The sequence below is a fragment of the Stenotrophomonas tumulicola genome (assembly GCF_014117215.1).
Taxonomy (GTDB): domain Bacteria; phylum Pseudomonadota; class Gammaproteobacteria; order Xanthomonadales; family Xanthomonadaceae; genus Stenotrophomonas; species Stenotrophomonas tumulicola.
The window spans coordinates 1-26,289 of sequence record NZ_JACGXS010000021.1; the positions used below are offsets into that span (position 1 = coordinate 1).

A 26,289-nucleotide genomic window follows, 5' to 3' on the forward strand; every position below is an offset into this window, starting at 1 on the left:
ACCTGACCGCGTCCGGGCAGACCAGCTGGCATGGCTTCGCCGAGGCGATCTTTGCCGAGGCGCTGGCCGCCGGCGTGCTGGCCAAGGTGCCGACGGTGGAGGCGATCTCGAGCTCGGAATATCCGACGCCGGCCAGGCGGCCGTCATGGTCGGTACTGGACAACCGCCGGCTGCAGCAGGATTTCGGCATCGAACTGCCGGCATGGCAGGACGGGTTGAAGCGGGTGATGGCGGAAGTGGCCCGCGCCTGAAGGTAGCACCGGGCCATGCCCGGCGGATGCCTCATCACCGCTGCGCTCGCCGGCCATGGGCCGGCGCTACCCAGGATGTAGCGGGTTCCGGATCAGCTGCGTCCGTACGTATCTTCGAAACGCACGATGTCGTCTTCGCCAAGATAGCTGCCGGACTGTACTTCGATCAGTTCCAGCGGCAGCCGGCCCGGATTGCGCAGGCGATGGGTCACGCCCAGCGGAATATAGGTGCTCTGGTTCTCGCTTAGCAGGATCACCTCATCACCGCGGGTGACCTCGGCGGTACCGCTGACCACGATCCAGTGCTCGGCCCGATGGTGGTGCATCTGCAGGCTCAACGTGCCGCCGGGCTTCACCGTGATGCGCTTGACCTGGAAGCGTGCGCCATTGTCGATGGAGTCGTAAGCGCCCCATGGGCGGTACACCTTGCGATGCCAGGTTGCCTCGCTGCGTCCTTCGGCCTTCAGGCGTGCAACCACCGCCTTGACCTCCTGCATGCGATCACCCTTGCCGACCAGTACCGCATCGTCGGTTTCCACGACGATCACGTCATCCAGGCCTACCATCGCCACCAGACGCTGGCCGTAGGCGTAGGTGTTGCGGCAATCGATGGCGATGACATCACCCTGGTGTGCGTTGCCGTCGCCATCCTGCTGTGACACATCACGCAGCGCGGTCCACGACCCCACGTCGTTCCAACCGGCATCCAGCGGCACCACGATTGCATCGGCGGTCTTTTCCATCACCGCGTAATCGATCGAGTCCGACGGCACGGCGGCGAAGGCCTCCTTGTCCAGGCGGGTGAAGTCGGCGTCCCGTCGTGCCTTGCTCCATGCCTCCCGGCTGGTTGCCAGCATGGCCGGCTGGAAGCGCTCCAGTTCCTGCAGATAGCGCGATGCCTTGAACAGGAACATGCCACTGTTCCAGTAATACTGGCCGCTGGCGACATAATCGGTAGCCGCGGCAAGGTCCGGCTTCTCGACGAAACGCTCCACCGCACGCGCGCCCTCACCACTGGCTGCCTTGATGTAGCCGTAGCCCGTTTCCGGACCGGTCGGCACGATGCCGAAGGTCACCAGTTTGCCCGCCGCGGCAATCCCGGCTGCCTGCTGTGCCGCCAGCCGGAACGCATCGGCATCGGTAATCACATGATCCGAGGGCAGCACCAGCAATAGTGAATCACCGCCATCCCGGGTAGCCTCAAGGGCGGCTACCGCAATGGCCGGCGCGGTATTGCGACCGGCCGGCTCCAGGATGATGGCCGCCGGCTCTGCGCCAACCTGCTGCAACTGCTCGGCAGCCACGAAGCGGTGCTCTTCGTTGGCGATCACCAGTGGTCCGCGGGCCGCGATGGAGGCCACCCGTTCCCAGGTTGCCTGCAGCATGGTCAGCTCACCCGCCAGCGGCAGGAACTGCTTTGGGTAGGCTTCGCGCGAGAGCGGCCACAGGCGGGTGCCGGAGCCGCCGGACAGGATGACGGGCTGGATCTCGTTCATGGGTATCTGCTTCGTCCTTCGGTTACTGCTGCAGCAGCCGGGAGATCTCATCCGTGCGCGCCTGCAGCAACGTCGCGTCGCCACGCGTCTCGACGTTCAGGCGCAGCAGCGGTTCGGTATTGGAACTGCGCAGGTTGAAGCGCCATTCACCGAAATCGGCGCTGATGCCATCGGTATGGTCAAGCGTCGGAGCAAGGGGGGCGAAATGTTCCATCACGCGCGCCACCGATGCCTTGGCGTCGGTAACCTTGAAATTGATCTCGCCGCTGCAGGGGAACGCGGCCATGCGATCTTCGACCCAATCGGCCAGCGACCTGCCGCTTTCGGATACCAGCGCGGCAATCAGCAGCCACGGAATCATCCCCGAATCCGCATAGGCAAACTCGCGGAAATAATGATGGGCGCTCATCTCGCCACCATAAATGGCGTCTTCGGCGCGCATCTTCTCCTTGATGAATGCATGTCCGCTCTTGCACAGCACCGGGATACCACCTGCCTTTTCGACCATTTCCACGGTGTTCCAGACCAGGCGCGGGTCATGCACCACCTTGCCGCCCGGATGGCGCGCCAGCGCGGCCTGGGCCAACAGGCCGACCAGGTAATAGCCTTCGATGAAACGGCCGGTATGGTCGAAGAAGAAACAACGGTCGAAATCACCGTCCCAGGCAATACCGAAATCAGCGCCATGTTCGCGCACCGCATCAGCGGTGGCTGCCCGGTTCTCCGGCAGCAACGGGTTGGGGATGCCGTTGGGGAAGTTGCCGTCCGGTTCGTGGTTGATGCGCACGAACTGCAGCGGGAGGTGTGGTGCCAGCAGGTCCACGATCTCGCCGGCGCCGCCATTGCCAGCATTCACCACGATCTTCAGCGGCTTCATCGCGGGTACGTCCACGTAGGACAGCAGGTGTTGGATGTAAGCACTCTTGTCGTACTGTTCGCTCTGCCCGGCTGTCGGCGGCTGTGCGGCGCCCGTGTCGGCGGCCACTGCATCGGAAATCGCGAACAGGCCGGTGTCGGAACTGATCGGGCGCGCCTTCTCGCGCACCAGCTTCATGCCGTTGTAATCCATTGGATTATGGCTGGCGGTGACCATCACGCCGCCGGCGGCTTTCAGGTGGTCGGTCTGGAAATAGACTTCCTCGGTGCCACACAGGCCGATATCGATGACTTCGCGACCGGCGCCGCGCAGGCCTGCGGTCAGGGCATCCTGCAGCGCCGCGCTGGTCAGGCGCACGTCGTGGCCGACCACGACGGTCCCTGGCTCGAGCTGGGCGGACAACGCCACGCCGATACGGCGCGCCAGGTCTTCATTCAATTCGTCCGGCACGCGGCCGCGGATGTCATAGGCCTTGAAGGCGGGCAGGGGCATCGGTCAGATCCTTTGGGATGGGGGAGCCAGCCCCCTAGTCTAATCCCAAGCATGTATGGGAATCGTTTGCATGCGGCAACGCCACGTGACCGGCCCGCCGCCTGGCCTAGAATGGATCCATTACATCAGCGAGGTGAGGGCGTAGATGACAACTCCGGCAACGATCGGCGGCAAGCGCGACAAGCGCTTCGCCAATGCCGCGCAGGCCCTGCAGGGCGTGGTCGCCGACGGCCAGACGCTGGCGGTCGGCGGATTCGGCCTGTGCGGGATTCCCGAGGCGCTGATCGCCGCGCTGCGCGACAGTGGGGTCAGCGGCCTCACGGTGATCTCCAACAATGCCGGCGTCGATGGCTTCGGCCTCGGCCAGCTGCTGGCGACGCGGCAGATCCGCAAGATGATTTCTTCATACGTGGGTGAGAACAAGGAGTTCGAGCGCCAGTTCCTGGCCGGCGAGCTGGAGCTGGAGTTCAATCCGCAGGGCACCCTGGCCGAGCGGCTGCGTGCGGGTGGCGCCGGCATCCCGGCCTTCTTCACCGCTACCGGCTACGGCACTGTCGTGGCCGAAGGCAAGGAGACGCGGGAGTTCGATGGCCGCCACTATGTGATGGAAACCGCGCTGCGTGCGGATGTCGCGCTGGTCAAGGCGTGGAAGGCCGACGCGGCGGGGAACCTGGTATTCCGCAAGACCGCACGCAACTTCAATCCGGCCTGTGCGATGGCTGGCAAGGTCTGCATCGCCGAGGTGGAAGAGATAGTGCCGGTGGGAAATTTCGACCCCGACCAGGTACATCTGCCGGGTATCTACGTGCATCGCATCGTGCATAACCCGAATCCCGAAAAGCGCATTGAACAGCGCACCATCCGCAGCGAGGGCAATTGACATGGCATGGACCCGTGACCAGATGGCAGCCCGTGCCGCCCGTGAACTCACCGACGGCGCCTACGTGAACCTGGGCATCGGCCTGCCGACCCTGGTGGCCAACCACATCCCGGAAGGCGTGGACGTGTGGTTGCAGTCCGAGAACGGACTGCTCGGCATTGGTCCGTTCCCGACCGAAGCCGAGGTTGATCCGGACCTGATCAATGCCGGCAAGCAGACGGTGACCGCACGTGCCGGTGCCAGTTACTTCGGCAGCGACGACAGCTTCGCGATGATCCGCGGAGGACATGTGAACCTGGCCATCCTCGGTGCGATGCAGGTCACCGACAAGGGCGACCTGGCCAACTGGATGGTGCCCGGCAAGATGGTCAAGGGCATGGGCGGTGCGATGGACCTGGTGGCCGGCGTGCAGCGCGTGGTGGTGCTGATGGAGCACACCGCGAAGGACGGCGGACACAAGATCCTGCCTGAATGTTCGTTGCCGCTGACCGGCGTGCGCGTAGTCGACCGCATCATCACCGATCTTGCGGTGTTTGATGTCACTGCAGAAGGGCTGGTGCTGGTCGAGACGGCGCCGGACGTGGACGACAGCGAGCTGGAAGAAAAGACCGGGGTGGCGTTCAAGCGCTAACCTGGGGCGCCACCGGCCGCCACGCTGCCGCGGCCGGTGAAGCTGTCCTGCGTGGCAAGCAGGTCCAGTACGGCATCTGCATCCCAAAGGCCGCTGGCGAGACAGGTCAGCGGGATCTGCACCCCTTCGGATTCGAGCACCAGGTCGGCGATGTCCTCGCCAATGGCCGCACAGACGTCATGGATGAAATCGAGTGCGCCCTGATGGATCTGGTCCAGTACCTCCAGGCCCTCGCTGGATAGCTCCACGTGGCCGAAGCAGGGGATGGGCATTCCCCCCTGATCGAGTGCGAAGCCATTGAACTGGCCGGCCGGTGCGCTGAGCAGTGCTTCCAGCAGCAGGTCATGGGCGAGGATCGGCGAGCCGGCTTCATCTTCCGTGGTGCGACCGTCGAAATAGCGTGCTTCTGCCCAGCCGCTTCCTTCAAGTTGGCTGGCGCGCGCGCGCAAGGCAAAGTACATGCCCCCCAGAGGCTTCTGGCCGAGATGCGAAAGATTGCGCTGGATGGTGCCGGCATACCCTATATCCGCCACCATTGCGTTGGCCATATCGCCGAGACCGGACCAGTAGTGCAGGTAGGCATCGCGGGCCTGGGCGGCGATATGCAGCAGGGTGGGTAGGGTGGGGGCAAGCCATCCAGCCACCTCGGAGGCCATTTCCGGGAGGAAAACATCTTTTCCGGGCAGGCTGGCATCTACGTTGCGCAGGGCCGATACGGCGGCGTCGCCAAGTCGCGCCGCCACCAGTTGTTCCAGTGTTCCATTGAAGGTTCCCTCTACCAGCAGATGGACATCCGTGGCTGCATGCAGGGCTGGCAGGGTGGTGGCCTTGCGCGAGGCGAGGAAGTAGTGCGCTTTCAACTGCCGCGCGACTGGATGGAAGGGCTGCAGTTGCAGGAACGCACGGTGCAACAGGTGGCCTTCGCGGCTGAGAAACAGCACGTCCTGTACATCGCGGGCTTGCGCAGTGCGGACCAGCGAAAGCAGGAAGTCCAGCAGCAGTGGGCCCAGCACAACATAGCCAAGGTCTTGGGCCTGGAGCTGGATGCGACCCAGCAGGCGCGTCGGCTCGGTGTCGTAAAGGGCCGCGAAGCGGTTGGCGAGCAGGCCGCGCCACAACTGCTCCGGCCACGCGGCGTTGCCACCGTCCAGATGCCGCAGGGGGCGTAGCGCTGGCACTACGTCCAGCAATGCCGATGGCCGCAGTACATGAACGGGCGTCAGCATGTCCGCCAGTTGTGGCATCTGGATATCAGCATGCTCGTTGTCACCGATGTGCAGCCAGCTGCGGACGTGCAGCCCCTCGCGTTCGGCGCGGACTTGCCAGCTTTCCACCGTGTCCTTGCGCAAGCTGGTCTCGCAGGAAATCCACCAGCGCTGGATCACGGCATGCGCGGCAGCAGGCAACGCGGCCTGCATGTCTGCCTGGGTCATGTACATGTCCGAAAGAGCGGTCAAGGGCTGTTGCAGCGTGCTCAGTGCTGCCAGTACGCCGCTGCGCGGTCGCAGCAACTGGCGCTCATGTTCCAGCTCCAGCTGCGCCAGGTCCGGCGCTTCCGCATCGTTGATGCGCCGGGCCAGCAACTGGTGGATCTCGGCTAGCGTCGGATCACGTTGCAGGGCGCTGCGCAGTGCTGACTCGACCTCGCTGCGCAGGCGAACGAAATCATTGATGCCATGGTCACGCTGCAGGCGCCAGCCGAGATGGGCGCGCGCACCGGCGGGTGTGAGGAAAGCGCGCACGACAAGGGTGTCGAAGACGTCCACGGTGACCAGGCCGGCGTCGAGCGCCGCCAACGGAAGCCGCTTGGCCAGCGATGACTGCAGCGCGATGTCCATGTTGCGCCAGCCTTCCGATGCCAGGGCCAGGGAGCCATCGGAAGGCAGGATGCCCAGGCGGAAGCCCTGATGGCGAACCACCACGCCGAACAGGCGCTCGACCGCATGCTGCAAGGTGCCATCGACCTGTCCACGTTCGGCGGGAAATTCGTCCCTGTGCAGTTTCAAGTCGAAAAGCGGCCTGAGCGCGTCTACGCGGGCCCAGAACATGGAGCCTGCGGGAAAATCGAGGTACCGGTCACGGTCAAGTGCAATCCCGAGCCGGGCAGCGAGCAGATCACCGGCGGGCCCGTTGCCCAGCCATGTATGGCCCCACAGTGGCACGTCCTGGTAGCTTTCCGGATAGACCATGCCGAGGTTTGGCATGGCCTGGAACATGCCAAGGATCCAGCCTGCGCGATGACGGGAGCCAAACAGGGACTCCAGCAGATAATGCCGCCAGCGCTGCTGTTCGCCCCCGGTATAGAGCGACTTCTTGGTGTGGATGTGCCCGATGATGTCGAGAACCACGATGTCGTCGCGGAAATCCACCAGCAGTGGTGCGATGTCGCGCCCGCGATTCTCGACAGTCTTTACCTTCAACTGCTGCACCGTGGAAAGCTGCGAAAAACGCTGGCGCGCCTGGTTGCCTGCGACTTCATCCATCACCGAGACAAGCAACGTGAAAGGCACCGGCACATGTGAAAGAGCGTGTGCGAGTTCCTCGATAAGATCTGCGTAGTACACATGGACCATCACACCGACACGCTGGTCCATCTGCTCGACCGGGACAGGTGGGGGCAGCGGCGCCTCATCGGTAGCATCGACGATGGCCGTGCGCACGGTGCTGGCAGCGCGCACGCGCGCCAGCAGGCCTCGTATTCCCATCGCAGATACGACCTTGGCGGTGCGGCGCAGGACCGACCACACGCCGTGCAGTCCCCCGCCATGGGCCTGGACGGACCGGCGTACGGCCGAAATCAGACGTGTCACTGGCATGGGGTGGGGCTCCGGAGATTGGCGCAGGCCAGCGTAAGCAGCAGGGGGGACAGGAGCGCGGGCATGATGGCCAAGGCGGTGCAGGGACTGCTCATTGTCAGGATTCGTGCCTGACCGGGCAAATCAGCGCTACTGTTGTGTCTCCGCCAGTGTCCTTTCCGATGCTGTTTCCTGATTCTCCCCTCCCCGACGCAGACGTGCGCCACATTCCCGGGTGGCTTGTGCCGACGCAGGCCGGCACCCTGCTGGCCGCCCTGCAGAACGACATCCCGTGGGAAGTACACCGAATCCGCCTGTTCGGCCGCTGGGTAGACTCCCCGCGGCTGAGTTGCTGGATCGGCGATCCAGACGCCCGCTATCGCTATTCAGGCGCGGATTTCCTGCCGCATGCATGGCCGGCGATCCTGCTCCCGCTGCGCGATCGGCTGCAGGCGCAGTGCGATGCACGTTTCAACAGTGTCCTGCTGAATCGCTATCGTGATGGCAGGGACAGCATGGGCTGGCACAGCGATGATGAGCCAGAACTTGGGGCCGAGCCGTTCATCGCTTCACTGAGCCTGGGCACACCGCGACGCTTCCTGCTGCGGCGACGCGATGATCCCGCGCGCAAGGTCGAGTTCCTGCTCGGCCACGGTGACCTGCTGCTGATGGGCGGCACGACCCAGCGGTACTACCAGCATGCGTTGCCGAAGAGCACGCGCGTGGAGGGTGAGCGCATCAACCTGACATTCCGCTGGATCGGCCGGTAGCGCCGGGGCATGCCCGGCGAGCGTGACGTGGCCTGCGCCGGGTCTCGATGCATCGGGATGACAAGCCGCCGGGCATGGCGCGGCGCTACCGACCTACGGTGTCGGTCGACCGGCGTCCGTATCCTGTTTCCCGCTCTGCAGCGTCCAGCCGACCACGTCCGTGCTGAGGGCATTGAGCGCGCTCTCGAACGCGGCTGCCACTGCGGGGACTTCAGCGCTCCCCACCGGCTGTTCCTGGCGGAACGTACGGTCCACCACGACGCGCTGGTCCACCACGTGGATCAACTTGGCATTGACCTCGATCACCACCGTCGGGGTTGGCTGGCCGCGGTAATCGGACTCGAAGCGGCGGATGTCGGTGGCCAGCCGGTAATCGGCACGGATGCCGGCGGCCGAGCGCGCTACGCCGGCGATGCGGCGGGAATCCTCGAACCCGCGCAGCAGCGCGTCCTCGATCATGTCGGTCGCCGGCTGTGCCCAGGTGGCACCGCGGTAGATCTCCAGCTCGCCGGGGGTCGGGCGTACGTTGATGCGCGGGCTGTCGACCATGCGCGCCGCGCTTGGTTTGGACAGCACCAGCTGCCAGTCCGCCTGCGGCCAGGAAGGATCCACCTGTACCCGCAGCGACGGCGCATAGATGGTCACCGCGTTGCGGTCGCCTCCGGCCAGGATCGAGCAACCGGCCAGGCTGGCCAGCAGGGCAGCCGGCAGCAGCAGGCGCGTAAAGGTCATCGTCGGCATGCGGTTCATTCGGGTTCGAACTCCTTCGGTGCGTCGCGGCCCAGCAGGTAGCGCGCGGGGTTGTTCTCCAGGCGGTCGCTGACCCGGCGCAGGTCGCGGATCAGCCCGCGCAGCTCGGTCAGGGTCGGGCCGAGCTGGCCCAGTCCGTCGCTGGCGAAGCTGTTGATCGCCGCGCGGTTCTCGCCAAGGATCGAGTCGGCGTTGTTGGCGGCCGAATCGAGCTTGGTCATGGTGGCATCCAGCTTCTCCAGGATGCCCGGCAGCTGCTGCACCAGGTTCTGGTCCAGCCGCGCGACGGTGCCGTTGGTGGTCTTCAGGGTCTCGTCCAGGCTGCGCGCGGCATTGCGCGCGCTGAGCAGCAACGCCTGGGTGCCCTGGTCGCGGTCGGCGAGGCCACCGCTGATGGTTTCGATGTTGGCCAGCGTGGCGTTGATCGCAGCCACGTTACGGTCGCTCAGCACCTGGTCCATGCGCTCGACGATGCGGTTGGCCACGTCGGTGATGTTCTGCAGCGCAGAGGGCGTGGTCGGGATGATCGGTGCCGGATCCTTGTTGACCGCCGCCAGCGATGGCGCCTGCGGCGTGCCGCCGCTGAGCTGGATGATCGATGGGCCGGTCAGGCTGGTGATGGCCAGCTTGGCGCGGGTATCGGTCTTCACCGGCGTAGTGGAGTTCAGGCGGATGCGTGCCACCACCTGGCGCGGGTCGTCCGGCACCAGGTTGAGCTCGGTGATCGAACCGACCGCGATGCCGTTGTACTGCACCGGGCTGCCCACCGACAGGCCGGTGACCGCCTCGCGGAATACCACGCGGTACTCCTGCCAGGTGCGGTCTGAAGAGTATTTGGCGGCCCACAGGCCGAAGGCCAGCAGGGCCAGGCCGGTGATCAGGGTGAACGCGCCGATCAGCACGTAATTGGCTTTGGTTTCCATGACTCAGGCACTCTCGGGCTGTTCGCCCCGTGCGGCGCGCGCGCGGGGTCCGTGGAAGTATTCCTGGATCCACGGATGGTCCAGTTTCTCGATCTCGGCCAGCGGCGCGTTGGCGACCACCTTGCGGTCGGCCAGCACCGCCACCCGGTCACAGATGGCATAAAGGGTGTCCAGATCGTGTGTGATCAGGAAAACGGTCAGCCCCAGGGCCTCCTGCAGGGTCTTGATCAGGCGGTCGAAGGCCGCCGCGCCGATAGGATCCAGGCCAGCGGTGGGCTCGTCCAGGAACAGCAGCGGCGGGTCCAGCGCCAGCGCACGGGCCAGGCCGGCACGCTTGCGCATTCCGCCGGACAGCTGCGATGGCAGCTTGTTGATCGCATCGGCCGGCAGCCCGGCCAGCTTCACCTTCAGCAGGGCCAGCTCGTAATGCCAGCGTTCGGGCAGGTCGCGGTGGTGCTCTTTCAGCGGTACCTGAACGTTTTCGCCGACGGTCAACGAAGAAAACAGCGCGCCGTCCTGGAACAGCACGCCGGTATTGCGCTGGATATGCAGCCGGCTTTCCGGGTCACCACTGCGCGCGTCGCGGCCAAGTACTTCGACCTGGCCCTCGTCGGCATGGCGCAGGCCGAGGATGGAGCGCATCAGCACCGACTTGCCGGTACCCGACCCGCCGACCACGCCGAGGATTTCGCCGCGGCGTACATCAAGGTCCAGGCCGTCGTGCACGACCTGGCTGCCGAAGCGGTTGACCAGCCCGCGTACGCGGATGGCCAGTCCCGCCTCGTCATCGTCGTTGCGGTCGTTGGAGTCGATAAGATTGGCCTCCTGCATGCTCACCATCCCATCTGCATGAACCACAACGCCGCGAAGGCGTCGAGGATGATGACCAGGGAAATGGCCTGCACCACGCTGGACGTGGTGCGCTCACCGACCGACTGCGCGGTGCCCTCCACCTTCAGGCCCTCCAGGCAGCCGATCAGCCCGATCACCAGCGCGAATACCGGCGCCTTGGACAGGCCGACCAGCATGTTGCGCACTTCCATCGTGTCGTACATGCGCGCGATGTACATCTGTGGCGGGATGTCCAGGTCGAACGCACCCACGGTGATGCCGCCGGCCAGGCCAGCAACCATCGCGATGAAGGTCAGCAGTGGCAGGGTGATCAGCAGGGCGACGAGGCGTGGCAGCACCAGCAGGTCCATCGGGTCCAGGCCAAGCGTCTTCATCGCGTCGATTTCCTCGCGCGCCTTCATCGCACCGATCTGCGCGGTGAAGGCGCTGGCGGTACGGCCGGCCAGCACGATGGCGGTCAGCAACACCGCGAATTCGCGCAGGAACGCAATGCTGACCAGCTCCACCACGTAGATCTCCGCGCCGAAGTCGCGCAGGATCGTCGAGCCGAGGAAGGCGATTACCGCACCCACCAGGTAGGACAACAGGGCCACCAGCGGCACCGCGTCCAGCCCCACCTGCTCCATCTGGTGCACGGTCGCGGTCAAGCGGAAGCGTCGCGGTTCCTTCAGCAGGCGCGCGCCCTTGACCAGGCTTTCGCCGAGGAAGCTGGCCAGGGCGACGATGTTCTGCCCGGTGGCATGCATGCTGACGCCCAGCCGCTCCAGCGCGGCCAGCACGCCGAAATCCCGTTTCGGCCTGGGCCTGTCGTCGGCCACTTCTTCGATCGTGCACACCAGTGCCTGGTGCTCTTCGCGGAAGTGCAGTGCCTCCTGGCCCAGGTCGGCGCGGTGGGCCACGCGCAGCAACTGCAGCACGCCGGCCGAATCCAGCTGCTCGATGCCGGTGGCATCGATGACCGTGATCTTCTCCGGTGCGCCACGCAGCACTTCGGCTGCCTGCAGCGCGGTATGCAGCGTCCACTGGCCGCCCAGCCGTATACGGCCCGGCTCGTTGGCATCCTGTTCAATCCGGGGTGCGGTATGGGAGGTCATGGTCGCCATCAAGGATGCAGCATAACGTGTGCATGTCGCATGCAGCGTAGGTCAGGGCCGAATGTCCTTCTGCACGGGCCGGGGCTGGGTGATACTACGGCGCATGCCTGCAGACGCCACCCCGATAGCCTCCCCCCCGGCCACCTATGCACAACGGGTGGCCTTCGTTTCCGAGATCGCCGGGCGGCTGCACAGCTATGGGACCACGGCGCAGCGGCTGGAGGCAGCGGTGGTGGCCCTGGCGCAGCAGCTGGGGCTGGACTGCGAGCCGTGGTCGAATCCGACCGGCATCATCCTCAGCTTCAGCGATCCGGCCAAGACGATCGGTTCCAGCGACATCACCCGGGTGATCCGCCTGGCGCCCGGCGAGAACGACCTGCACAAGCTGAGCATGGCCGACCGTATCGCCGATGATGTCGCAAATGGCCGCATGAGCATCGCCCAGGGGCATACGGCGCTGCGGCAGCTGGATGTCGATCCGGGCATGCGCGGCAAGCTGAAGGAAATCCTGTCCTACAGCCTGGGGGCTGCCGGCGTGGCCGGGCTGTGGAAGCTGCCGTGGCTGGATATCGCCACGGCAGGGGTGATCGGGTTGCTGATCGGCCTGCTCGGCTGGTGGACCAGCAAGCGGGCGGCTACCAAGGAGGCGAGCGAAGCGCTGGCCGCCCTGCTGGCCGGGCTGGTGGCGACCCTGGTCGCCAGCTTCGTCGGTGCGCTCAACCTCAATACCGTGGTCATTGCCTCGCTGGTGATCCTGTTGCCGGGCATGTCGCTGACCAACGCGGTGAACGAACTGGCGAGCCAGCACTGGGTATCCGGTACCGCACGCGTAGCCGGCGCGCTGACCACCATCATGAAGCTCACGGTGGGTGCGATGATCGCGGTCACGCTGGCCGATGTGGTCGGGCTGGACCCGGTGGTGCGCGCGTCGCGGCCGCAGGGGGCCTGGGTGGAGTGGAGCGCGCTGCTGATCGCGGCATTTGCATTCGCCATGCTGTTCAAGGCCAGCCGACGTGATTACCCCTGGGTGCTGGCGGCGTGCGTGGCCGGTTATGCGATATCGAAGTTCGCCGGCCATGCCTGGGGAGCGCCGGCGGGTATTTTCCTTTCCGCGATGCTGTTGACCGCCGCCGGCAACCTGTTCGGCCGGGTGGTGCAGCGGCCGGGGGCGATCATCCGCCTTCCGGGCATCATCATGATGGTGCCCGGCAGCACCAGCCTGCGCGGGGTGCTGACCCTGGTGCAGCAGCAGGATATCGGCGCGGGGCAGGGGGTTTTCCTGACCGTGCTCAACGTGGTGATGGCGCTGGTGGCGGGACTGCTGTTCGGCAACCTGCTGATACCGGCACGCAAGACGCTGTAGTTCGGTTGGCGAACGGGAGAACCCCCCTCGCGGCTGGTAGCAAGAGCCGTATCTTGGACTGGGCCGGGCGGGTTCCGCGGGCCGCCAGCCGCGCTGATAAAAGGAAAAAGCGGTAGAGCGGGTCCATGACCCGCCGCTTTCCGTTCCGGCATCGGCCAAACGACCGTGGCGCATAAAAAAACGCCGGCTTCGCAGCCGGCGTTCCTGTATTGCAATTACCCGATCAGGCCTTCTTGATCAGGTAATCCTCGACCTTCTTGCCCTTCGCGGTCAGCTCGGCCAGCCAGCGAGGCTGCTTGCCACGACCGGTCCAGGTTTCCTTGCTGTTGGCGGGATTGCGGTATTTCGGTGCCACTTTGCCCAGCTTGCGGCCAGCGGTCTTGGCCGGCGCCTTGGTCGCGGTCTTGCGCGCGCGCGGTGCCGGTGCGCCGCCAAACAGTTCCTCGATGCTGTAACCCTCGGTCTTCGCCAGCTTGGCCAGCTGGGCGCGTACCTTGGTGATCGGGCGACGTTTGGCGACGATGGTCTGCTGCTTCTTGGCAGTGCGGATCAGCGCACCCAGTTCGCGGGCCGACAGACCGGTCAGATCAATGCTCATGTATTGCTCCAGATAATGTGGACAGGGTCTGCCAGTCCGTGGCTCGGAGGCAAGAGTAATGCCCATTTACTCCAAGCACAAACAAAATTAAATTCCATCCGGGCGGTGGAAAAAGAAAAGCCGGGATTATCCCGGCTTTTCTTCATTATCCAAGCAGCTTGCGCATCAGGCTGTCGCGATCAAGGCTTTCGGCCTCGCTCGCGCTGCGTGAGCGATATTCGAAAGTGCCGGCGGCCAGGCCACGTTCTGAAACCACCACGCGATGCGGAATGCCGATCAGTTCCATGTCGGCGAACATCGCGCCAGGCCGCAGCCCGCGGTCGTCGAGCGCGGCATCCAGGCCGCCGGCACGCAGTGCCTCCAGCAGTTCGCTGGCGGCTGCGGAAACGCCGGTATCACCCTTCGGGTTGATCACGCATACCACGACCTGCCAGGGGGCCATGGCGTCGGGCCAGATGATGCCGGCGTCGTCATGGTTCTGTTCGATGGCGGCGGCAACGATGCGGGAAATGCCGATGCCATAACAGCCCATGCTCAGCGTAGCTGCCTTGCCATTTTCATCCAGCACCGTCGCATTGAGCGCCTGGGCATAACTGCGGCCAAGCTGGAATACGTGGCCGACTTCGATGCCACGGGCTATTTTCAGCTCGCCGCCGTCGCGGGCGCGCTCGCCCTCGCGCACGTTGCGGATATCGGCAACCTCGGCTTCGGGCAGGTCGCGGCCCCAGTTGACGCCGGCCAGGTGGAACCCGGCTTCGTTGGCGCCGACGACAAAGTCGGCCATCGCCGCAACTTCCGGGTCGGCAACGACGCGAATGGCCTTGGCAGGGCCGACCGGACCGAGGAAACCCGGCACGCTGCCCAGGTGTTCGACGATCTCCGCCTCGCTGGCGAAACGGTTGCCGGCCAGCCCAGGCGCCTTGGCCAGCTTGATTTCGTTGACGTCGTGGTCGCCGCGTACCAGGGCCAGCGCGAAGCCGGCATCCGTCATCAGTGCAATCGATTTCACCGTCCGCTGAAGCTCGATGCCAAGCAGTCCTGCAACCGCTTCGCAGGTCTTCTGCGTCGGGGTTTCCACCTTGCGCAGGGTTTCGGCAGGCAGCGGACGCGCCGAAGGTTCGGCGGCGACGGCCGCTTCCATGTTCGCCGCATAATCCGAGCCGGTGGAAAACACCAGGGCGTCTTCGCCGGAATCGGCGATGACATGGAATTCCTGCGAGGCGTCGCCACCGATGGCACCCGAATCGGCCTGCACCATGCGGAATTCCAGGCCCAGGCGGGTGAAGATGCGGGTATAGGCCGCCTTCATGTTCTCGTACTCGCGCACCAGGTCTTCGTCGTGCAGGTGGAACGAGTAGGCATCCTTCATCAGGAATTCGCGCGCGCGCATCACGCCGAAGCGCGGGCGGATCTCATCGCGGAACTTGGTCTGCACCTGGTAGAAATTGACCGGCAGCTGTTTGTAGCTGGACAGTTCCTGGCGGGCGAACTCGGTAATGGCTTCTTCCGCGGTCGGGCTGTAGCAGAACTCCTGCTCCTTGCGGTCCTTGATCTTCAGCAACTGGTTGCCGAACTTCTCCCAGCGCCCGGTGGCGTCCCACAGCTCACGCGGCTGCAGGGTCGGGATCTGCATCTCGACCGCGCCGGCCCGGTCCATTTCCTCGCGCACGATGCGCTCGACCTTGCGCAGCACGCGCAGGCCCAGCGGCGACCAGATGTACAGGCCGGAAGCAAGCTTGCGGATCATCCCGGCGCGCAGCATCAGCCGGTGGCTGGTCAGCTCGGCGTCGCTGGGGGTTTCCTTGGTAGTGTGCAGGTGGAACTGGGACAGGCGCATCGTCGGCATCGTCTAACGGCGGAAGCCGTTATTCTGCCAGTCCCGCGCCTGTCGTGGGCGTCGGCAGGGGCTTCAGCCCTGTGGCGGGCAGTAGGCCTTGGCCGCCGCCTCGGCCAGGGCACGCTGGTTCGCACGTTGGCTGTCGTCCAGCGGACTGTCCGCCTTGCCATCGCCATCAGTGTCCTGCATCACCTGTCCGCTGCCCTCGAGCAGGGCCAGGTTGTCGCGTGCGGTCGTGCACTGGGCCGGCACCGGGGCCTGGTCCACCGCCGGCTGCGTGCCGGGGTCGCGGGCCAGCTTGCGGGTTTCGAAGCTGTTCCCCGGCGGCGGAGTCTCCGAATACTGGGTCACCCCGTTGGCATCCTTCCATTTGTAGACCTGGCCAGCCCACGCGGGGGCAGTGGCCAGCAGCAGGCAGCTCAGGCAGAACAGGGCACGCATGGGAACTCCAGGCCGGACCAGCGGGAAGCGGTGATTGCAGCATTGCCGCCGTCGGCTGGCAAGTCGATTAAACTCGGCCGATGGATCCGATCATACCGCCGCCGCGCTCGCGCACCATCTACCTGCTGCCCAACCTGTTCACCACGGCGGGGCTGTTCGCTGGCTTCTACGCCATCATCGCTGCCGCCAACCAGGACTTCGTCTACGCCAGCATCGCGGTATTCGTCGCTGCGGTGATGGATGGCCTGGATGGCCGGGTGGCACGCCTTACCGGTACCAGCAGCGAATTCGGCGTGCAATACGACTCGCTGGCCGATCTGGTCAGTTTCGGCATGGCGCCGGCGCTGGTGATGTACCACTGGGCGCTTTCTTCGCTGAAGTTCGATGGTGAGCTGTTCGGCAGGGTCGGCTGGGCGGTCGCGTTCCTCTATGCGGCCTGCGCCGCGCTGCGCCTGGCGCGTTTCAACACCCAGGTGGCCGTGGTGGACAAGCGCTGGTTCGTCGGCCTGGCCAGCCCGGCCGCCGCCGGCCTGATGATGTCCTTCGTCTGGGCCTTCGCCGACGGCACGCTGGGCTGGGATGGCGAGCAGCTGCGCTACGTGGCATTGGCGGTGACCCTGGTATCGGCGTTGCTGATGGTCAGCCGCATCCGCTTCTGGAGCTTCAAGGGCGGTGGCGCGAAGGGACCACGTGCGGACCGCGTGCCGTTCCTGGTGCTGGCCCTGCTGCCTATCGGCATCGCCGTGGCGGTGATCGACCTGCCGCGCGTATTGCTGGCGGTGGGCATCCTCTATGCGCTGTCCGGCCCGGTGATGTGGGCCCTGCAGCGCCTGCGCAAGCGTCCGGACGCGGAGTGAGCATGTCGCCGTCCCTGCCATGGACACCAGCCCAGCAGGCCTGGTTGCAGGCAATGGGGCATACCGTGTTCCTGGACGGACCGCTGGCGGTGGAACTGGAGGCCATCGCAGCGGCCGCTGCCGTTGCCGAGGTGAAGGCCGGCCCATCGCCGGTGGCTCGGGAACCGGCGCTGCCGGCCGACGCGGTGCCCGTTGCGCCGCGCGCTGCCGTGACGCGGCAGTCGCCGCCTGCGCCGGACACCACGCCTGCAGTGGCCACCCCACCGCAACGTCCACGTCCTGGCCAGGTGCCGAAGCGCGAAGAAGCGGCACCTGCCCCCGGTTCCCGCACCGGCGGCGCCCGGCAGCCTTCGGTGCGCCTGCCTGATCGCCTGCAGATTGCCTTGCTGCGTGCATCCGGTTGCAACCCCAATGACCCTGCCACGCAGGCGTTGATGGACAGCTGGCCGCTGGATGCGCTGCGCGGGAACGCCGCGGCCAAGCGTGCGCTGTGGCCGCAATTGCGCGCGCTGCGCAGGAAGGGCCAGGGATGAGCGCGGTTGCCCGCCCCGGCCTGCCCAGCCTGCGTGCGTTGCGCGAAAGCGATCTCAATGCGGTCATGGCGATCGAAGTGCGCGGTTATCCGTATCCATGGACCCGCGGCATCTTCATCGACTGCCTGCGTGCCGGCTATCCGGGCCTGGCGCTGGAGGAGGACGGCCTGCTGGTGGGGTATGCCGTGCTGAGCATCGCCGCCGACGAGGCGCACCTGCTGAACATCTGTGTCGATCCGCTCAGCCAGACCCGCGGGCGCGGGCGCCAGCTGTTGCGCGCCATCGTCGCGCTGGCCCGCGACCGGGGCGCGCAGCGGGTGTTCCTGGAAGTCCGGCCGTCCAATGCGCCGGCCTTGGCGCTGTACCACAGCGAAGGATTCAACGAGATCGGCCGTCGTCCGCGTTACTACCCCGCAGCCGAAGGCCGTGAGGACGCCTTGGTGATGGCGATGGAACTGGTGGCTGACGACGTGGTGACGATGCCACCGCTGTAGCGTCGGGCCATGCCCGGCGGCCTTTCATCCCGATGCATCGAGGTCCGGCGCTACCCTGCCACGCGCAGGACGATGGCACCGCCGACGATCAGTCCAGCGGCAAGCCAGCGCACCCGCGGCACCCGTTCGCCCAGCACCAGCACCGAGATCAGCAGTGCGAACAGGATCGAGGTTTCGCGCAGCGCGGCCACCATCGCCACCGGCGCGCGGGTCATCGCCCATAGTGCGATGGCATACGAAGCGGTGGTGCCGAAGCCGCCTGCGATGCCCAGCACCCAATGCCGGCGCGCATACACCAGCAGCTCGCCACGGCGTCGCACCGCAGCCCACAGTGTCAACGGCAGTCCGGACAGCAGGAACAACCAGAGCGCATAACCCACCGCGTTGCCGGAAAGGCGTGCGCCGTGGGCATCCACTACGGTGTAGGTGGCGATCATCGCGGCGGTGAGCAGCGGCATTCCGATACGCCCGCTGCGGGTGCCCACTGCCATGCACAGGATGCCGGTGCTGACCAGCAGGATGCCGATCAAGGCAGGTGCAGGCAGCCGTTCGCCCATCACCGCACCGGCCATGGTGACCAGGATTGGGGCGCAGCCACGCATCAGCGGGTAGGCCAGGCTCATGTCTGCATGCTGGTAGCAACGCGCGACCAGCGCGTAGTAGCTGGCCTGCAGCACGACCGACAGGGCCAGCCACGGCCAGCTGTCCGCTGCCGGCGGAGCCAGGAAAGGAATCGCCGCGGCCGACAGCAGCGTGGCGCTGCCGGTGACCAGGACGGTGCCAAGGAATTTGTCCGGGCCGCGCTTGACGATGGCGTTCCAGCTGGCGTGCAGCGCCGCCGCAACGAGGACCAGCAGGAAGATCATCAGTGGCATTGGCCGGATGATGCCATGGATGACAATGGCGCCGCAGCGCTCGCCGGGCATGGCCCGGCGCTACCCAACGACGGGCGCCCGCGTGGGCGCCCTGTCGGCTTACAGCTTCGCGCGCTGCTCCTGCAGGCCCGACAGCTGCGCGGTCCAGTCAACCAGGCGTACGCGCTCCTGCTCGACCACTGCCGGTGGCACCTTGTCGGTGAACTTCGACAGTTTTGTCTCGCTCTTTTCCTTCTCCGACTGCACGCGCGCGATCTCCTTGTCCAGGCGGGTGCGCTCGGCATCCAGGTCGACCAGGCCTTCCAGTGGCACCAGCAGTCTCAATTCGCCGACGATGGCGGTGGCGGCCGGCGGCGCGGATCCCCCTTCGGCCAGCCACTGGATGCTGTCCAGCTTCAACAGGAACGACAGCGAGGCGGTGAAGCGCTCGATACGCACGCGGTCCTGTTCCAGTCCGGCCTGCAGGCGCAGCGGCACCAGCCTGGAAGGTGCGACGTTGAGCTCGCTGCGCACGCGGCGCACGGCACTGATCACCGCCTTCAGCCATTCCACGTCGGCCTCGGCCTGGACGAAGTCGCCCTCGAACTCGGCGGCGGTGGGGTAGGGCCGCAACGACAGCGAATCGCCTGCGATACCCAGGCGCGGAGCAACCTGCTGCCACAACTGTTCGGTGATGAACGGCGTCAGCGGGTGCAGCAGGCGCAACAGTGCTTCCAGCACGTACAGCACGGTGTGGCGGGTGCTGTCGGCATCGGCGGCATCGGCACCGTTCAATGCCGGCTTGCTCAGCTCCAGGAACCAGTCGCAGAACTCATTCCAGGCGAACTCGTACAGGCACTGCGCCAGCAGGTCGAAACGATAGCTGGCGAAATGCCCCTGGGCCTCGGCGCTGGTCGCGGCCAGGCGCGCGAGGATCCAGCGCTCGGCATCCGTACGTGGCCTGGGGGCGCCCTCGAACGCAGCGCCTTCGGTGTTCATCAGTGCGAAGCGGCTGGCGTTCCACAGCTTGTTGCAGAAATTCTTGTAGCCCTCGGCGCGGTTCAAGTCGAACTTGATGTCGCGGCCGTGGGTGGCCAGCGCGGCGATGGTGAAGCGCAGCGCATCGGCCCCGTGTGCCGCGATGCCATCCGGGAATTCCTTGCGCGTGGCCTTGCCGATGCGCTCGGCATCCTTTGGCTTCATCAGGCCAGTGGTGCGCTTGGCCAGCAGGTCCTCCAGCGAGATGCCGTCGATGATGTCCAGCGGGTCCAGCACGTTGCCCTTGGACTTGGACATCTTCCCGCCCTGTGCATCGCGGATCAGGCCGGTGAAATACACGTCCTTGAACGGGATCTTGCCGGTCAGGCTGTCGGTGGCCATGATCATGCGCGCCACCCAGAAGAAGATGATGTCGAAGCCGGTGACCAGCACCGACGATGGCAGGTAGCGGTCGAAGCCGCGCTCGGCCATGGCCTGCTCGTTCGGCCAGCCCAGGGTGGAGAACGGCCAGATCTGCGAAGAAAACCAGGTCTCCAGCACGTCGCTTTCCTGGCGCAGCACGACGTCGGCGCCCAGGCCATTGGCCGCGCGCACTTCGGCCTCGTCACGACCGACGTAGCAGGCGCCGGCCTCGTCGAACCAGGCTGGAATGCGGTGGCCCCACCACAACTGGCGGCTGATGCACCAGTCCTGGATGTTGTTCATCCAGTGACGATAGGTGTTGATCCAGTTCGGCGGCACGAACTGGATCGAACCGTCCTCGACCAGCTCCAGGCCACGACGCGCCAGCTCGTCCATCTTCACGAACCACTGGTCGGTCAGGTAGGGCTCGATCACCTGGCCGGTGCGGTCGCCACGCGGCACCTGCAGCTTGTGCGCCTTCGTTTCGACCAGGATGGCCAGCTCTTCCAGCTCGGCCAGCACCGCCTTGCGCGCGTCGTAACGGTCCATGCCGCGGAAGCGCTCCGGTGCATTCTCGTTGATCGCCGCCACCGGGGTGAACAGGTTGATCATCGGCAGGCCGTGGCGCACGCCCACCTGGTAGTCGTTGAAATCGTGCGCCGGGGTGACCTTGACCACGCCGGTACCGAATGCGCGGTCGACGTAATCATCGGCGATCACCGGCACGCTGCGGCCGGTCAGCGGCAGGGTGACCGTACGGCCGACCAGGTGCAGGTAGCGCTCGTCTTCCGGGTGCACCATCACGGCGGTATCGCCCAGCAGGGTTTCCGGGCGGGTGGTGGCGACCACCAGGTAATCGCGGGTCTCGCGCAGCGTCTCGTTGCCCTCGGCATCGCGCTCGACATGCTCGTAGGTCAGTCCGTCTTCCAGCTTGTAGGCGATCGACCACAGGAAGCCCTCTTCCTCAGCGCTCTCCACCTCCAGGTCGGAAATGGCGGTCTTCAGCACCGGATCCCAGTTCACCAGGCGCTGGCCACGGTAGATCAGGCCCTGCTGGTGCCAGCGCACGAAGGCTTCGACCACCGCTTCGGACGGCTGGGGGTCCATGGTGAAGGTGCTGCGCGACCAGTCCGCGGACGTACCCAGGCGGCGCATCTGTCGTTCGATGGTGTCACCGGACTGCTGTTTCCACTCCCATACCTTGCCGATGAAGCCTTCGCGGCCCAGCGAATCGCGGGTTTCGCCCTTGCCTTCAAGTGCCAGGTTGCGGCTGACCACCATTTCGGTGGCGATGCCGGCATGGTCGGTGCCCACCTGCCACAGCGTGTCGTAACCGCGCATGCGGTGGTAGCGCACCAGCGCGTCCATCAGCGTCTGCTGGAAGGCATGGCCCATGTGCAGCGTGCCGGTGACGTTCGGCGGCGGCAGCAGGATGGTGTACGGCTCTCCCTTGCCCGATGGCTTGAAGTGGCCGGCCTTCTCCCAGGCGTCGTAGGTGTCCTTTTCAAAGGACTTCGGGTCGTAGCTGGAGTCGAGTCGGGTCATGCGCGGCAACCGGAAGGTATTCAAGGGAAGATCAGGGCATTCGGGAGCGGCATCAAGAGGCCGGCACCAGGCAACGCCCGCTTACATGTCGTGCTTGGACAGGTCGTAACCGGCGTCCTTGTACTGCCGCCAGCGCTCGCGCAGCGGCTCGCGTGCCTCCGGGTCGGCGGGAACCACTTCCAGCACCCGCTGGCACTCGCCCATCCAGGGCGCATCGCGCAGGTTGATCACCAGCGGACGGGCCGGGGCGTCGGTACCGGGGGCGGCGATCAGCACCAGCGCCTCTTCCTCGTCCATGTCCTCGCCGGCGATCTGGTGCGGGATATAGGCGTCATCATCGAACGCCCACAGCAGCTCGTCCAGTTCTTCGGCCTGGGCCTGGTCGCGCGCCAGCACCAGCGTGAACAGTCCGGCGTCGTTGGCCTTGCGTGCCAGTTCGCAGACCAGCCGCAGGGGCTCGGTCAGGAAGCGGGGCTTGGCGATCAGGTAGAAGTCGGCGCGTGGCATGGCGGGGTCCGTGGCGGGGCGTGCAGGGGGCCGGCGACGCCGGGCGGAACCCTGGCCGACAACGTGTCGGCCAGGGCCAGGAACGCCATCAGGCGCGGGCGGACTGGTCCAGCAGCCATTGGCTCAGCAGGCCGACCGGGCGACCGGTGGCCATGCCGCGCTTGCCTTCATCGCTGGCCACGCCGGCGATGTCCAGGTGGGCCCAGCGCTGGCCTTCGGCGAACCGTGCCAGGAAGCAGCCGGCGGTGATCGCGCCAGCCCAGCGGCCGCCGATGTTGTAGACGTCGGCGAAGCTGGAATCCAGCATCGGCTGGTATTCGTCCCACAACGGCAGGCGCCAGGCGCGGTCGAACACGTGTTCGCCGGCGGCCAGCAGCTCGTTGGCCAGGTCGTCGTGCTTGGTCATCAGGCCGGCGGTCTGGTGGCCCAGGGCGACCAGGCAGGCGCCGGTCAGGGTGGCCACGTCGACCAGCGCCTGCGGCTCGAAGCGCTGCGCATAGGTCAGCGCATCGCACAGGATCAGGCGGCCCTCGGCATCGGTGTTGCCGACTTCGATGGTCTTGCCGGACATCGAGGTGATCACGTCGGAGGGGCGATAAGCGTTGCCGTCGATGGCGTTTTCCACCGCCGGCACCACGACCACCAGGTTCAGCGGCAGCCTGGCCTTGACCGTTGCCACGAAGGTGCCGATGACGTTGGCGCCACCACACATGTCGTATTTCATCTCTTCGATGCCGCCCTGGGTCTTCAGGTTGACGCCGCCGGTATCGAAGGTGATGCCCTTGCCGACCAGCACGTAGGGCTTGGCGTCGCCGCCGTTGTTCCACTTCAGTACCACCAGCCTGGGCCGGTTGGCCGAGCCACGGGCCACGGCCAGCAGCGAGCCCATGCCCAGTGCTTCCATCTGCGTCTCATCGAGGATCTCGGCCTGCGCGCCGTCGTGCCCGTCGGCGAACTTCACCGCCACCTCGGCCAGGTAGGCCGGATTGCAGTAGTTCGGCGGCAGGTTGCCCAGCTCGCGGGCGAACTCCACGCCGGCGGCGATCGCCTGGCCCTGGACCAGCGCCTGCGCGTCGCTGCCGGCGATGGACAACTGCTGCAGGCCGGCGTCATCGGCTTTCTTCTTGCCGAAGGTCGCGGTGTAGCGGTAACTGGCGTGATCGGCGGCGATGATGGCCTGGCGGATCGCCCACGCGGCGTCGCGGTCCTTGACCGGCAGGTCGACCAGGGTGAACAGCGCGCTGCGGCTGGCACCGGTCTTCAGCGCACGCACCGCGTCGCCGATGGCCTTCAGGTACTGTGGCACGCCGAAGCGGGCGGCATCTCCCAGGCCGACCACCAGCACGCGCGGTGCATTGACGCCCGGCAGGTCGTGCAGCAGGGTGGTGGCGCCGGTCTTGCCGGACAGGTCGCCGCGTTGGGCAAGGGCCGCCAGGCGACCACCGCTGGCAGCGTCCAGCGCCTGTGCGGCGGGCGACAGGGAGAGGTCGGCGAAGGCGCCGACGACCACGCAGTCGACGTCAGCAGCGGTGGGCGACGCTTGGTTCAGGGTGAATTCGAGGGCCATTGATCAGATTCCGTTGTCAAATCCGTACAATCGCGGACCGTTTACGTCCAGCCGGTAGACTGGGCGGCACCGCGAACGAACCCGAGAGTTTAAACCACGGCCCATGTTGAAGCTCGACCGCTATCTATTGGGCGATTTCGTCCAGAGTTTCCTGGCCACCCTGATCGTCCTGCTGGTTGTCAGCGTGGGCGGCGTGCTGGTGGATGTCCTCGGCAACATCGCCGACGGCCGGCTGCCCGCGCGCCTGCTGTTCTCCCAGTTGGGCCTGCAGTTCATCGTCTACATGCCGCTGATCCTGCCGTTGGCGCTGATGCTGGGGCTGCTGCTGGCCGTGGCGCGGCTGTACCGCGATTCGGAGATGGCGGTCATCACCGCCATCGGCGTCGGCCCGCGGCGGCTGCTGAAGCCGTTGCTGCTGCTGGTACTGCCGGTGGTGGGGTTGATCGGCGCCTGTTCGCTGTGGCTCGGCCCCTGGGCCGATCGCACCGGCGAAAGAATGATCGACGAGGCCAACCGCAGCGTGCTGATGGCCGGGCTGGAAGCCGGCCGCTTCACCAATCTGTCCAATGGCGGGGTGGTCTACCTGTCATCGATCTCGCCCGATGGCACGCGGCTGGGCCGGGTGTTCATCAACCGCATGCGGGAAGGGCGGATGGAAGTGGTGTCCGCCGCCGGTGGCCGCCTGTTCTTCGAGGGCAGGGACCGACGGTACCTGCAACTGGACGATGGGCATCAGATCGAAGGCCCGGTGGACGGCGGCAAGGACTACCGGCTGGCGACCTTCGCCCACAACGACGTGGCGATGCCGGACGGCGCGCAGACCCGCCAGAACGATGATCCGGAACTGCTGCCGACCAGCCAGCTGATCGGCGATCCGCGCCCGCAGGCCAAGGCGCAGCTGCATTCGCGCATCGCGCCGCCGCTGATCGCGCTGGCCTTTGCCTTGCTGACCGTCCCGCTGGCGCGCAGTTCGCCGCGCCAGCAGCGCTATGGTCGGATGATGCTGGCCTTCTTGGCCTACATGGTCGGCATGAACCTGATGTTCATCGGTACCGGTTGGATCGCCGATGGGAAGGTGCCCGGCGGGCTGGGCCTGTGGTGGCTGACGCTGCCGTTGCTGGCGCTGGCGATCTGGATGTACCTGCGCGACGGTCGCCTGTCGCGCCCGAAGAGAGTGACGGCATGATCCCGCGCCCGATGCGTTTCGATTTCTACCTGGGCCGCGCGGTATTCGGCACCGTGCTGTTGACCTGGGCGGTGCTGGTGGGGCTGGACGTGGTGATGGCCTTCTCCGGCGAGTTCAAGGACGTCGGCAAGAACGGCTACACCCTTGGCCATGCGGCGGCCTGGGTGCTGTATACCGTGCCGCGTCGCGCTTACACCTTCTTCCCCACTGCTGCGGTGATCGGCTCGTTGATGGGGCTGGGGCAGCTGGCGGCGACCTCCGAGCTGACCGCGCTGCGTGCGCTGGGCCTGTCGCGGCGGCGGCTGAGCCTGTCGGTGGCGGTGGCATTGTCGCTGCTGACCGGTGCGATGGTATTCAGCGGCGAGACGCTGGCGCCGTGGGCGCAGGAGCGTGCGGACAACATCCGCATGAGTGCCAAGCGCGGTGGCGACATGTCCATGGCCCGCTATGCCGGTGTCTGGGCACGCGAGGGCGATACGTTCCTCAATGCGCAGAGTGGCGAGGAACAACTGGTCGAGGGAGGAGGCACGCGGCTGGTCCTGCATGACGTGCGCCTGTACCGGATCGGCACGGATGGCGAGATCGTGTCGCTGACCCATGCCGCGACCGCCGAACATGATGAGGCGGGCTGGGTACTTACCCAGGTGCGTCGTGACATTTTCGGCGAGCGCTCGCTGCAGCGCGAAGAGGTGCCGCGGGAGAAGTGGGAATCGCGGCTGGATGCGGCTGCCCTGGCGACCGGCATCTCGCGTCCGCGCAACCTGCGCGCGGCGGACCTGCGCACCAGCATCGAGTACCGCGAGCGCAATGGCCTGGATGCGCGAGACTACGAGGACGTGTATTGGAGCCGTTGGTTCTATCCGGTGAACGTGCTGGCGCTGTGCCTGGCGGCAGTGCCGTTCGCGTTCGGTTCGCTGCGCAGCGGCGGCATGGGCAAGCGGCTGTTCCTGGGCATCCTGTTCGCGCTGGGCTTCTGGTTGCTGCAGCTGTTCTTCGGCCGCATGGCCGGTGCGCTCAAGTTCGACTACCGCATTGCCTACGCGTTGCCACCGATCGTGATGCTGGTGGTGTCCAGCATGCTGTTCCGGCGCAAATCCGGCTGAGGGGGGATTGCCGGGCTGCGCCCGGCGCCTGCTACAGGCAACAGCAACGGCAACGGCAACGGCAACAGCAACAGCTGCAGGGCTGGGGGTTGGTGGGGCGGGGTGGGTTGGCGGAACACGCCGTGAACCCATCCATGGGGGCTCCTGTTCGGCTCCTGCCTCACAAGGTCCCGCCAACCCACCCCGCCCCAC

The 26,289-nt window shown here is 66.1% G+C and carries 23 protein-coding genes and 1 pseudogene; 10 read left to right on the forward strand and 14 right to left on the reverse strand.

What is annotated here, in order from left to right:
* Positions 1 to 251 (forward strand): sugar nucleotide-binding protein (locus H4O11_RS19040; protein WP_182342567.1); only part of this gene is annotated, 251 nt, incomplete at its 5' end.
* Positions 252 to 343: 92 nt separating this feature from the next.
* Here the strand turns inward: H4O11_RS19040 and H4O11_RS19045 are convergent.
* Positions 344 to 1,747, reverse strand: coding sequence for a mannose-1-phosphate guanylyltransferase/mannose-6-phosphate isomerase (locus H4O11_RS19045; protein WP_182342570.1), 1,404 nt, complete (start codon positions 1,745 to 1,747; stop codon positions 344 to 346).
* A 22-nt stretch (positions 1,748 to 1,769) separates the two neighbouring features.
* Entirely contained in the window at positions 1,770 to 3,116 is a 1,347-nt protein-coding gene (locus tag H4O11_RS19050) for a phosphohexomutase domain-containing protein (RefSeq protein WP_182342573.1), read from the reverse strand.
* 145 nt (positions 3,117 to 3,261) lie between these two features.
* Here H4O11_RS19050 and H4O11_RS19055 point away from each other — a divergent pair, with 145 nt between their 5' ends.
* Both H4O11_RS19055 and H4O11_RS19060 read left to right on the forward strand, forming a co-directional pair.
* Positions 3,262 to 3,996 (forward strand): CoA transferase subunit A, encoded by a 735-nt coding sequence (locus H4O11_RS19055; RefSeq protein WP_182342575.1) that lies wholly within the window; start codon positions 3,262 to 3,264, stop codon positions 3,994 to 3,996.
* 1 nt (position 3,997) lies between these two features.
* Entirely contained in the window at positions 3,998 to 4,627 is a 630-nt protein-coding gene (locus H4O11_RS19060; protein ID WP_182342578.1) for a CoA transferase subunit B, read from the forward strand.
* On the opposite strand, the gene H4O11_RS19065 is transcribed toward H4O11_RS19060, so the two are convergent.
* The gene (locus H4O11_RS19065) at positions 4,624 to 7,443 is read right to left on the reverse strand and encodes a rhamnan synthesis F family protein (RefSeq protein ID WP_182342581.1); all 2,820 of its coding nucleotides are present in this window, start codon (positions 7,441 to 7,443) and stop codon (positions 4,624 to 4,626) included. The genes H4O11_RS19060 and H4O11_RS19065 overlap by 4 nt on opposite strands.
* A 161-nt stretch (positions 7,444 to 7,604) precedes the next feature.
* On the opposite strand from H4O11_RS19065, the gene H4O11_RS19070 reads away from it, so the two are divergent.
* Positions 7,605 to 8,192 (forward strand): alpha-ketoglutarate-dependent dioxygenase AlkB family protein, encoded by a 588-nt coding sequence (locus tag H4O11_RS19070; RefSeq protein WP_182342584.1) that lies wholly within the window; start codon positions 7,605 to 7,607, stop codon positions 8,190 to 8,192.
* 93 nt (positions 8,193 to 8,285) lie between these two features.
* Here H4O11_RS19070 and H4O11_RS19075 read toward each other — a convergent pair whose 3' ends face one another.
* From H4O11_RS19075 to H4O11_RS19090, 4 genes are read right to left on the reverse strand one after another with little or no spacing between them, the layout of a single operon-like run.
* Positions 8,286 to 8,933, reverse strand: a complete 648-nt coding sequence (locus tag H4O11_RS19075; protein ID WP_182342648.1) for an ABC-type transport auxiliary lipoprotein family protein — start codon at positions 8,931 to 8,933, stop codon at positions 8,286 to 8,288.
* A 5-nt stretch (positions 8,934 to 8,938) separates the two neighbouring features.
* Entirely contained in the window at positions 8,939 to 9,865 is a 927-nt protein-coding gene (locus H4O11_RS19080) for an MlaD family protein (protein ID WP_182342587.1), read from the reverse strand.
* Positions 9,866 to 9,868: 3 nt separating this feature from the next.
* The gene (locus H4O11_RS19085; protein WP_182342590.1) at positions 9,869 to 10,696 is read right to left on the reverse strand and encodes an ABC transporter ATP-binding protein; all 828 of its coding nucleotides are present in this window, start codon (positions 10,694 to 10,696) and stop codon (positions 9,869 to 9,871) included.
* A 2-nt stretch (positions 10,697 to 10,698) separates the two neighbouring features.
* Positions 10,699 to 11,811, reverse strand: a complete 1,113-nt coding sequence (locus H4O11_RS19090; protein WP_425506099.1) for an ABC transporter permease — start codon at positions 11,809 to 11,811, stop codon at positions 10,699 to 10,701.
* A gap of 103 nt (positions 11,812 to 11,914) precedes the next feature.
* Here H4O11_RS19090 and H4O11_RS19095 point away from each other — a divergent pair, with 103 nt between their 5' ends.
* Entirely contained in the window at positions 11,915 to 13,174 is a 1,260-nt protein-coding gene (locus H4O11_RS19095) for a threonine/serine exporter family protein (protein WP_182342596.1), read from the forward strand.
* 229 nt (positions 13,175 to 13,403) lie between these two features.
* On the opposite strand, the pseudogene H4O11_RS19100 reads toward H4O11_RS19095, so the two are convergent.
* The 3 genes and pseudogenes from H4O11_RS19100 to H4O11_RS19110 form a co-directional block, all read right to left on the reverse strand.
* Positions 13,404 to 13,772 (reverse strand): annotated as a pseudogene (locus H4O11_RS19100) (H-NS histone family protein); the annotation flags it as partial.
* A gap of 145 nt (positions 13,773 to 13,917) precedes the next feature.
* Positions 13,918 to 15,609, reverse strand: coding sequence for a proline--tRNA ligase (locus tag H4O11_RS19105; protein WP_182342602.1), 1,692 nt, complete (start codon positions 15,607 to 15,609; stop codon positions 13,918 to 13,920).
* A gap of 72 nt (positions 15,610 to 15,681) precedes the next feature.
* Positions 15,682 to 16,050 (reverse strand): DUF4124 domain-containing protein, encoded by a 369-nt coding sequence (locus tag H4O11_RS19110; protein ID WP_182342605.1) that lies wholly within the window; start codon positions 16,048 to 16,050, stop codon positions 15,682 to 15,684.
* An 80-nt stretch (positions 16,051 to 16,130) separates the two neighbouring features.
* Between H4O11_RS19110 and pssA the strand changes: the two genes are divergently transcribed.
* The 3 genes from pssA to rimI are packed head-to-tail and all read left to right on the forward strand — an operon-like array spanning position 16,131 to position 17,934.
* Entirely contained in the window at positions 16,131 to 16,907 is a 777-nt protein-coding gene (gene pssA, locus H4O11_RS19115; RefSeq protein WP_182342608.1) for a CDP-diacylglycerol--serine O-phosphatidyltransferase, read from the forward strand.
* Between the two features lie 2 nt (positions 16,908 to 16,909).
* Positions 16,910 to 17,440, forward strand: coding sequence for a hypothetical protein (locus tag H4O11_RS19120; protein WP_182342611.1), 531 nt, complete (start codon positions 16,910 to 16,912; stop codon positions 17,438 to 17,440).
* A complete protein-coding gene (rimI, locus tag H4O11_RS19125; RefSeq protein ID WP_182342615.1) occupies positions 17,437 to 17,934 on the forward strand; it encodes a ribosomal protein S18-alanine N-acetyltransferase in 498 nt (165 codons plus the stop codon). The genes H4O11_RS19120 and rimI overlap by 4 nt, the downstream gene beginning before the upstream one ends.
* Positions 17,935 to 17,984: 50 nt before the next feature.
* Here rimI and H4O11_RS19130 read toward each other — a convergent pair whose 3' ends face one another.
* From H4O11_RS19130 to H4O11_RS19145, 4 genes are all read right to left on the reverse strand, one after another.
* A complete protein-coding gene (locus H4O11_RS19130) occupies positions 17,985 to 18,809 on the reverse strand; it encodes a DMT family transporter (RefSeq protein WP_182342618.1) in 825 nt (274 codons plus the stop codon).
* A 99-nt stretch (positions 18,810 to 18,908) separates the two neighbouring features.
* A complete protein-coding gene (locus H4O11_RS19135; protein ID WP_182342633.1) occupies positions 18,909 to 21,734 on the reverse strand; it encodes a valine--tRNA ligase in 2,826 nt (941 codons plus the stop codon).
* An 81-nt stretch (positions 21,735 to 21,815) separates the two neighbouring features.
* Positions 21,816 to 22,241, reverse strand: coding sequence for a DNA polymerase III subunit chi (locus H4O11_RS19140; RefSeq protein WP_182342636.1), 426 nt, complete (start codon positions 22,239 to 22,241; stop codon positions 21,816 to 21,818).
* Positions 22,242 to 22,329: 88 nt separating this feature from the next.
* Complete coding sequence (locus H4O11_RS19145) at positions 22,330 to 23,808, reverse strand: leucyl aminopeptidase (protein ID WP_182342639.1); 1,479 nt, start codon at positions 23,806 to 23,808, stop codon at positions 22,330 to 22,332.
* A 103-nt stretch (positions 23,809 to 23,911) separates the two neighbouring features.
* Between H4O11_RS19145 and lptF the strand changes: the two genes are divergently transcribed.
* Together lptF and lptG are read left to right on the forward strand one after the other, a co-directional pair.
* Entirely contained in the window at positions 23,912 to 24,994 is a 1,083-nt protein-coding gene (lptF, locus tag H4O11_RS19150) for an LPS export ABC transporter permease LptF (protein ID WP_182342642.1), read from the forward strand.
* Positions 24,991 to 26,097, forward strand: coding sequence for an LPS export ABC transporter permease LptG (gene lptG, locus H4O11_RS19155; RefSeq protein ID WP_182342645.1), 1,107 nt, complete (start codon positions 24,991 to 24,993; stop codon positions 26,095 to 26,097). The genes lptF and lptG overlap by 4 nt, the downstream gene beginning before the upstream one ends.
* Positions 26,098 to 26,289: the final 192 nt, after the last annotated feature.

What these genes read in the sequence shown, in the direction of transcription:
- H4O11_RS19045 (WP_182342570.1), bottom strand. Translation starts at nt 1,747, where the DNA reads ATGAACGAGATCCAGCCCGTCATCCTGTCCGGCGGCTCCGGCACCCGC.
- H4O11_RS19050 (WP_182342573.1), bottom strand. Translation starts at nt 3,116, where the DNA reads ATGCCCCTGCCCGCCTTCAAGGCCTATGACATCCGCGGCCGCGTGCCG.
- H4O11_RS19055 (WP_182342575.1), top strand. Translation starts at nt 3,262, where the DNA reads ATGACAACTCCGGCAACGATCGGCGGCAAGCGCGACAAGCGCTTCGCC.
- H4O11_RS19060 (WP_182342578.1), top strand. Translation starts at nt 3,998, where the DNA reads ATGGCATGGACCCGTGACCAGATGGCAGCCCGTGCCGCCCGTGAACTC.
- H4O11_RS19065 (WP_182342581.1), bottom strand. Translation starts at nt 7,443, where the DNA reads ATGCCAGTGACACGTCTGATTTCGGCCGTACGCCGGTCCGTCCAGGCC.
- H4O11_RS19070 (WP_182342584.1), top strand. Translation starts at nt 7,605, where the DNA reads ATGCTGTTTCCTGATTCTCCCCTCCCCGACGCAGACGTGCGCCACATT.
- H4O11_RS19075 (WP_182342648.1), bottom strand. Translation starts at nt 8,933, where the DNA reads ATGCCGACGATGACCTTTACGCGCCTGCTGCTGCCGGCTGCCCTGCTG.
- H4O11_RS19080 (WP_182342587.1), bottom strand. Translation starts at nt 9,865, where the DNA reads ATGGAAACCAAAGCCAATTACGTGCTGATCGGCGCGTTCACCCTGATC.
- H4O11_RS19085 (WP_182342590.1), bottom strand. Translation starts at nt 10,696, where the DNA reads ATGCAGGAGGCCAATCTTATCGACTCCAACGACCGCAACGACGATGAC.
- H4O11_RS19090 (WP_425506099.1), bottom strand. Translation starts at nt 11,811, where the DNA reads ATGACCTCCCATACCGCACCCCGGATTGAACAGGATGCCAACGAGCCG.
- H4O11_RS19095 (WP_182342596.1), top strand. Translation starts at nt 11,915, where the DNA reads ATGCCTGCAGACGCCACCCCGATAGCCTCCCCCCCGGCCACCTATGCA.
- H4O11_RS19105 (WP_182342602.1), bottom strand. Translation starts at nt 15,609, where the DNA reads ATGCGCCTGTCCCAGTTCCACCTGCACACTACCAAGGAAACCCCCAGC.
- H4O11_RS19110 (WP_182342605.1), bottom strand. Translation starts at nt 16,050, where the DNA reads ATGCGTGCCCTGTTCTGCCTGAGCTGCCTGCTGCTGGCCACTGCCCCC.
- pssA (WP_182342608.1), top strand. Translation starts at nt 16,131, where the DNA reads ATGGATCCGATCATACCGCCGCCGCGCTCGCGCACCATCTACCTGCTG.
- H4O11_RS19120 (WP_182342611.1), top strand. Translation starts at nt 16,910, where the DNA reads ATGTCGCCGTCCCTGCCATGGACACCAGCCCAGCAGGCCTGGTTGCAG.
- rimI (WP_182342615.1), top strand. Translation starts at nt 17,437, where the DNA reads ATGAGCGCGGTTGCCCGCCCCGGCCTGCCCAGCCTGCGTGCGTTGCGC.
- H4O11_RS19130 (WP_182342618.1), bottom strand. Translation starts at nt 18,809, where the DNA reads ATGCCACTGATGATCTTCCTGCTGGTCCTCGTTGCGGCGGCGCTGCAC.
- H4O11_RS19135 (WP_182342633.1), bottom strand. Translation starts at nt 21,734, where the DNA reads ATGACCCGACTCGACTCCAGCTACGACCCGAAGTCCTTTGAAAAGGAC.
- H4O11_RS19140 (WP_182342636.1), bottom strand. Translation starts at nt 22,241, where the DNA reads ATGCCACGCGCCGACTTCTACCTGATCGCCAAGCCCCGCTTCCTGACC.
- H4O11_RS19145 (WP_182342639.1), bottom strand. Translation starts at nt 23,808, where the DNA reads ATGGCCCTCGAATTCACCCTGAACCAAGCGTCGCCCACCGCTGCTGAC.
- lptF (WP_182342642.1), top strand. Translation starts at nt 23,912, where the DNA reads ATGTTGAAGCTCGACCGCTATCTATTGGGCGATTTCGTCCAGAGTTTC.
- lptG (WP_182342645.1), top strand. Translation starts at nt 24,991, where the DNA reads ATGATCCCGCGCCCGATGCGTTTCGATTTCTACCTGGGCCGCGCGGTA.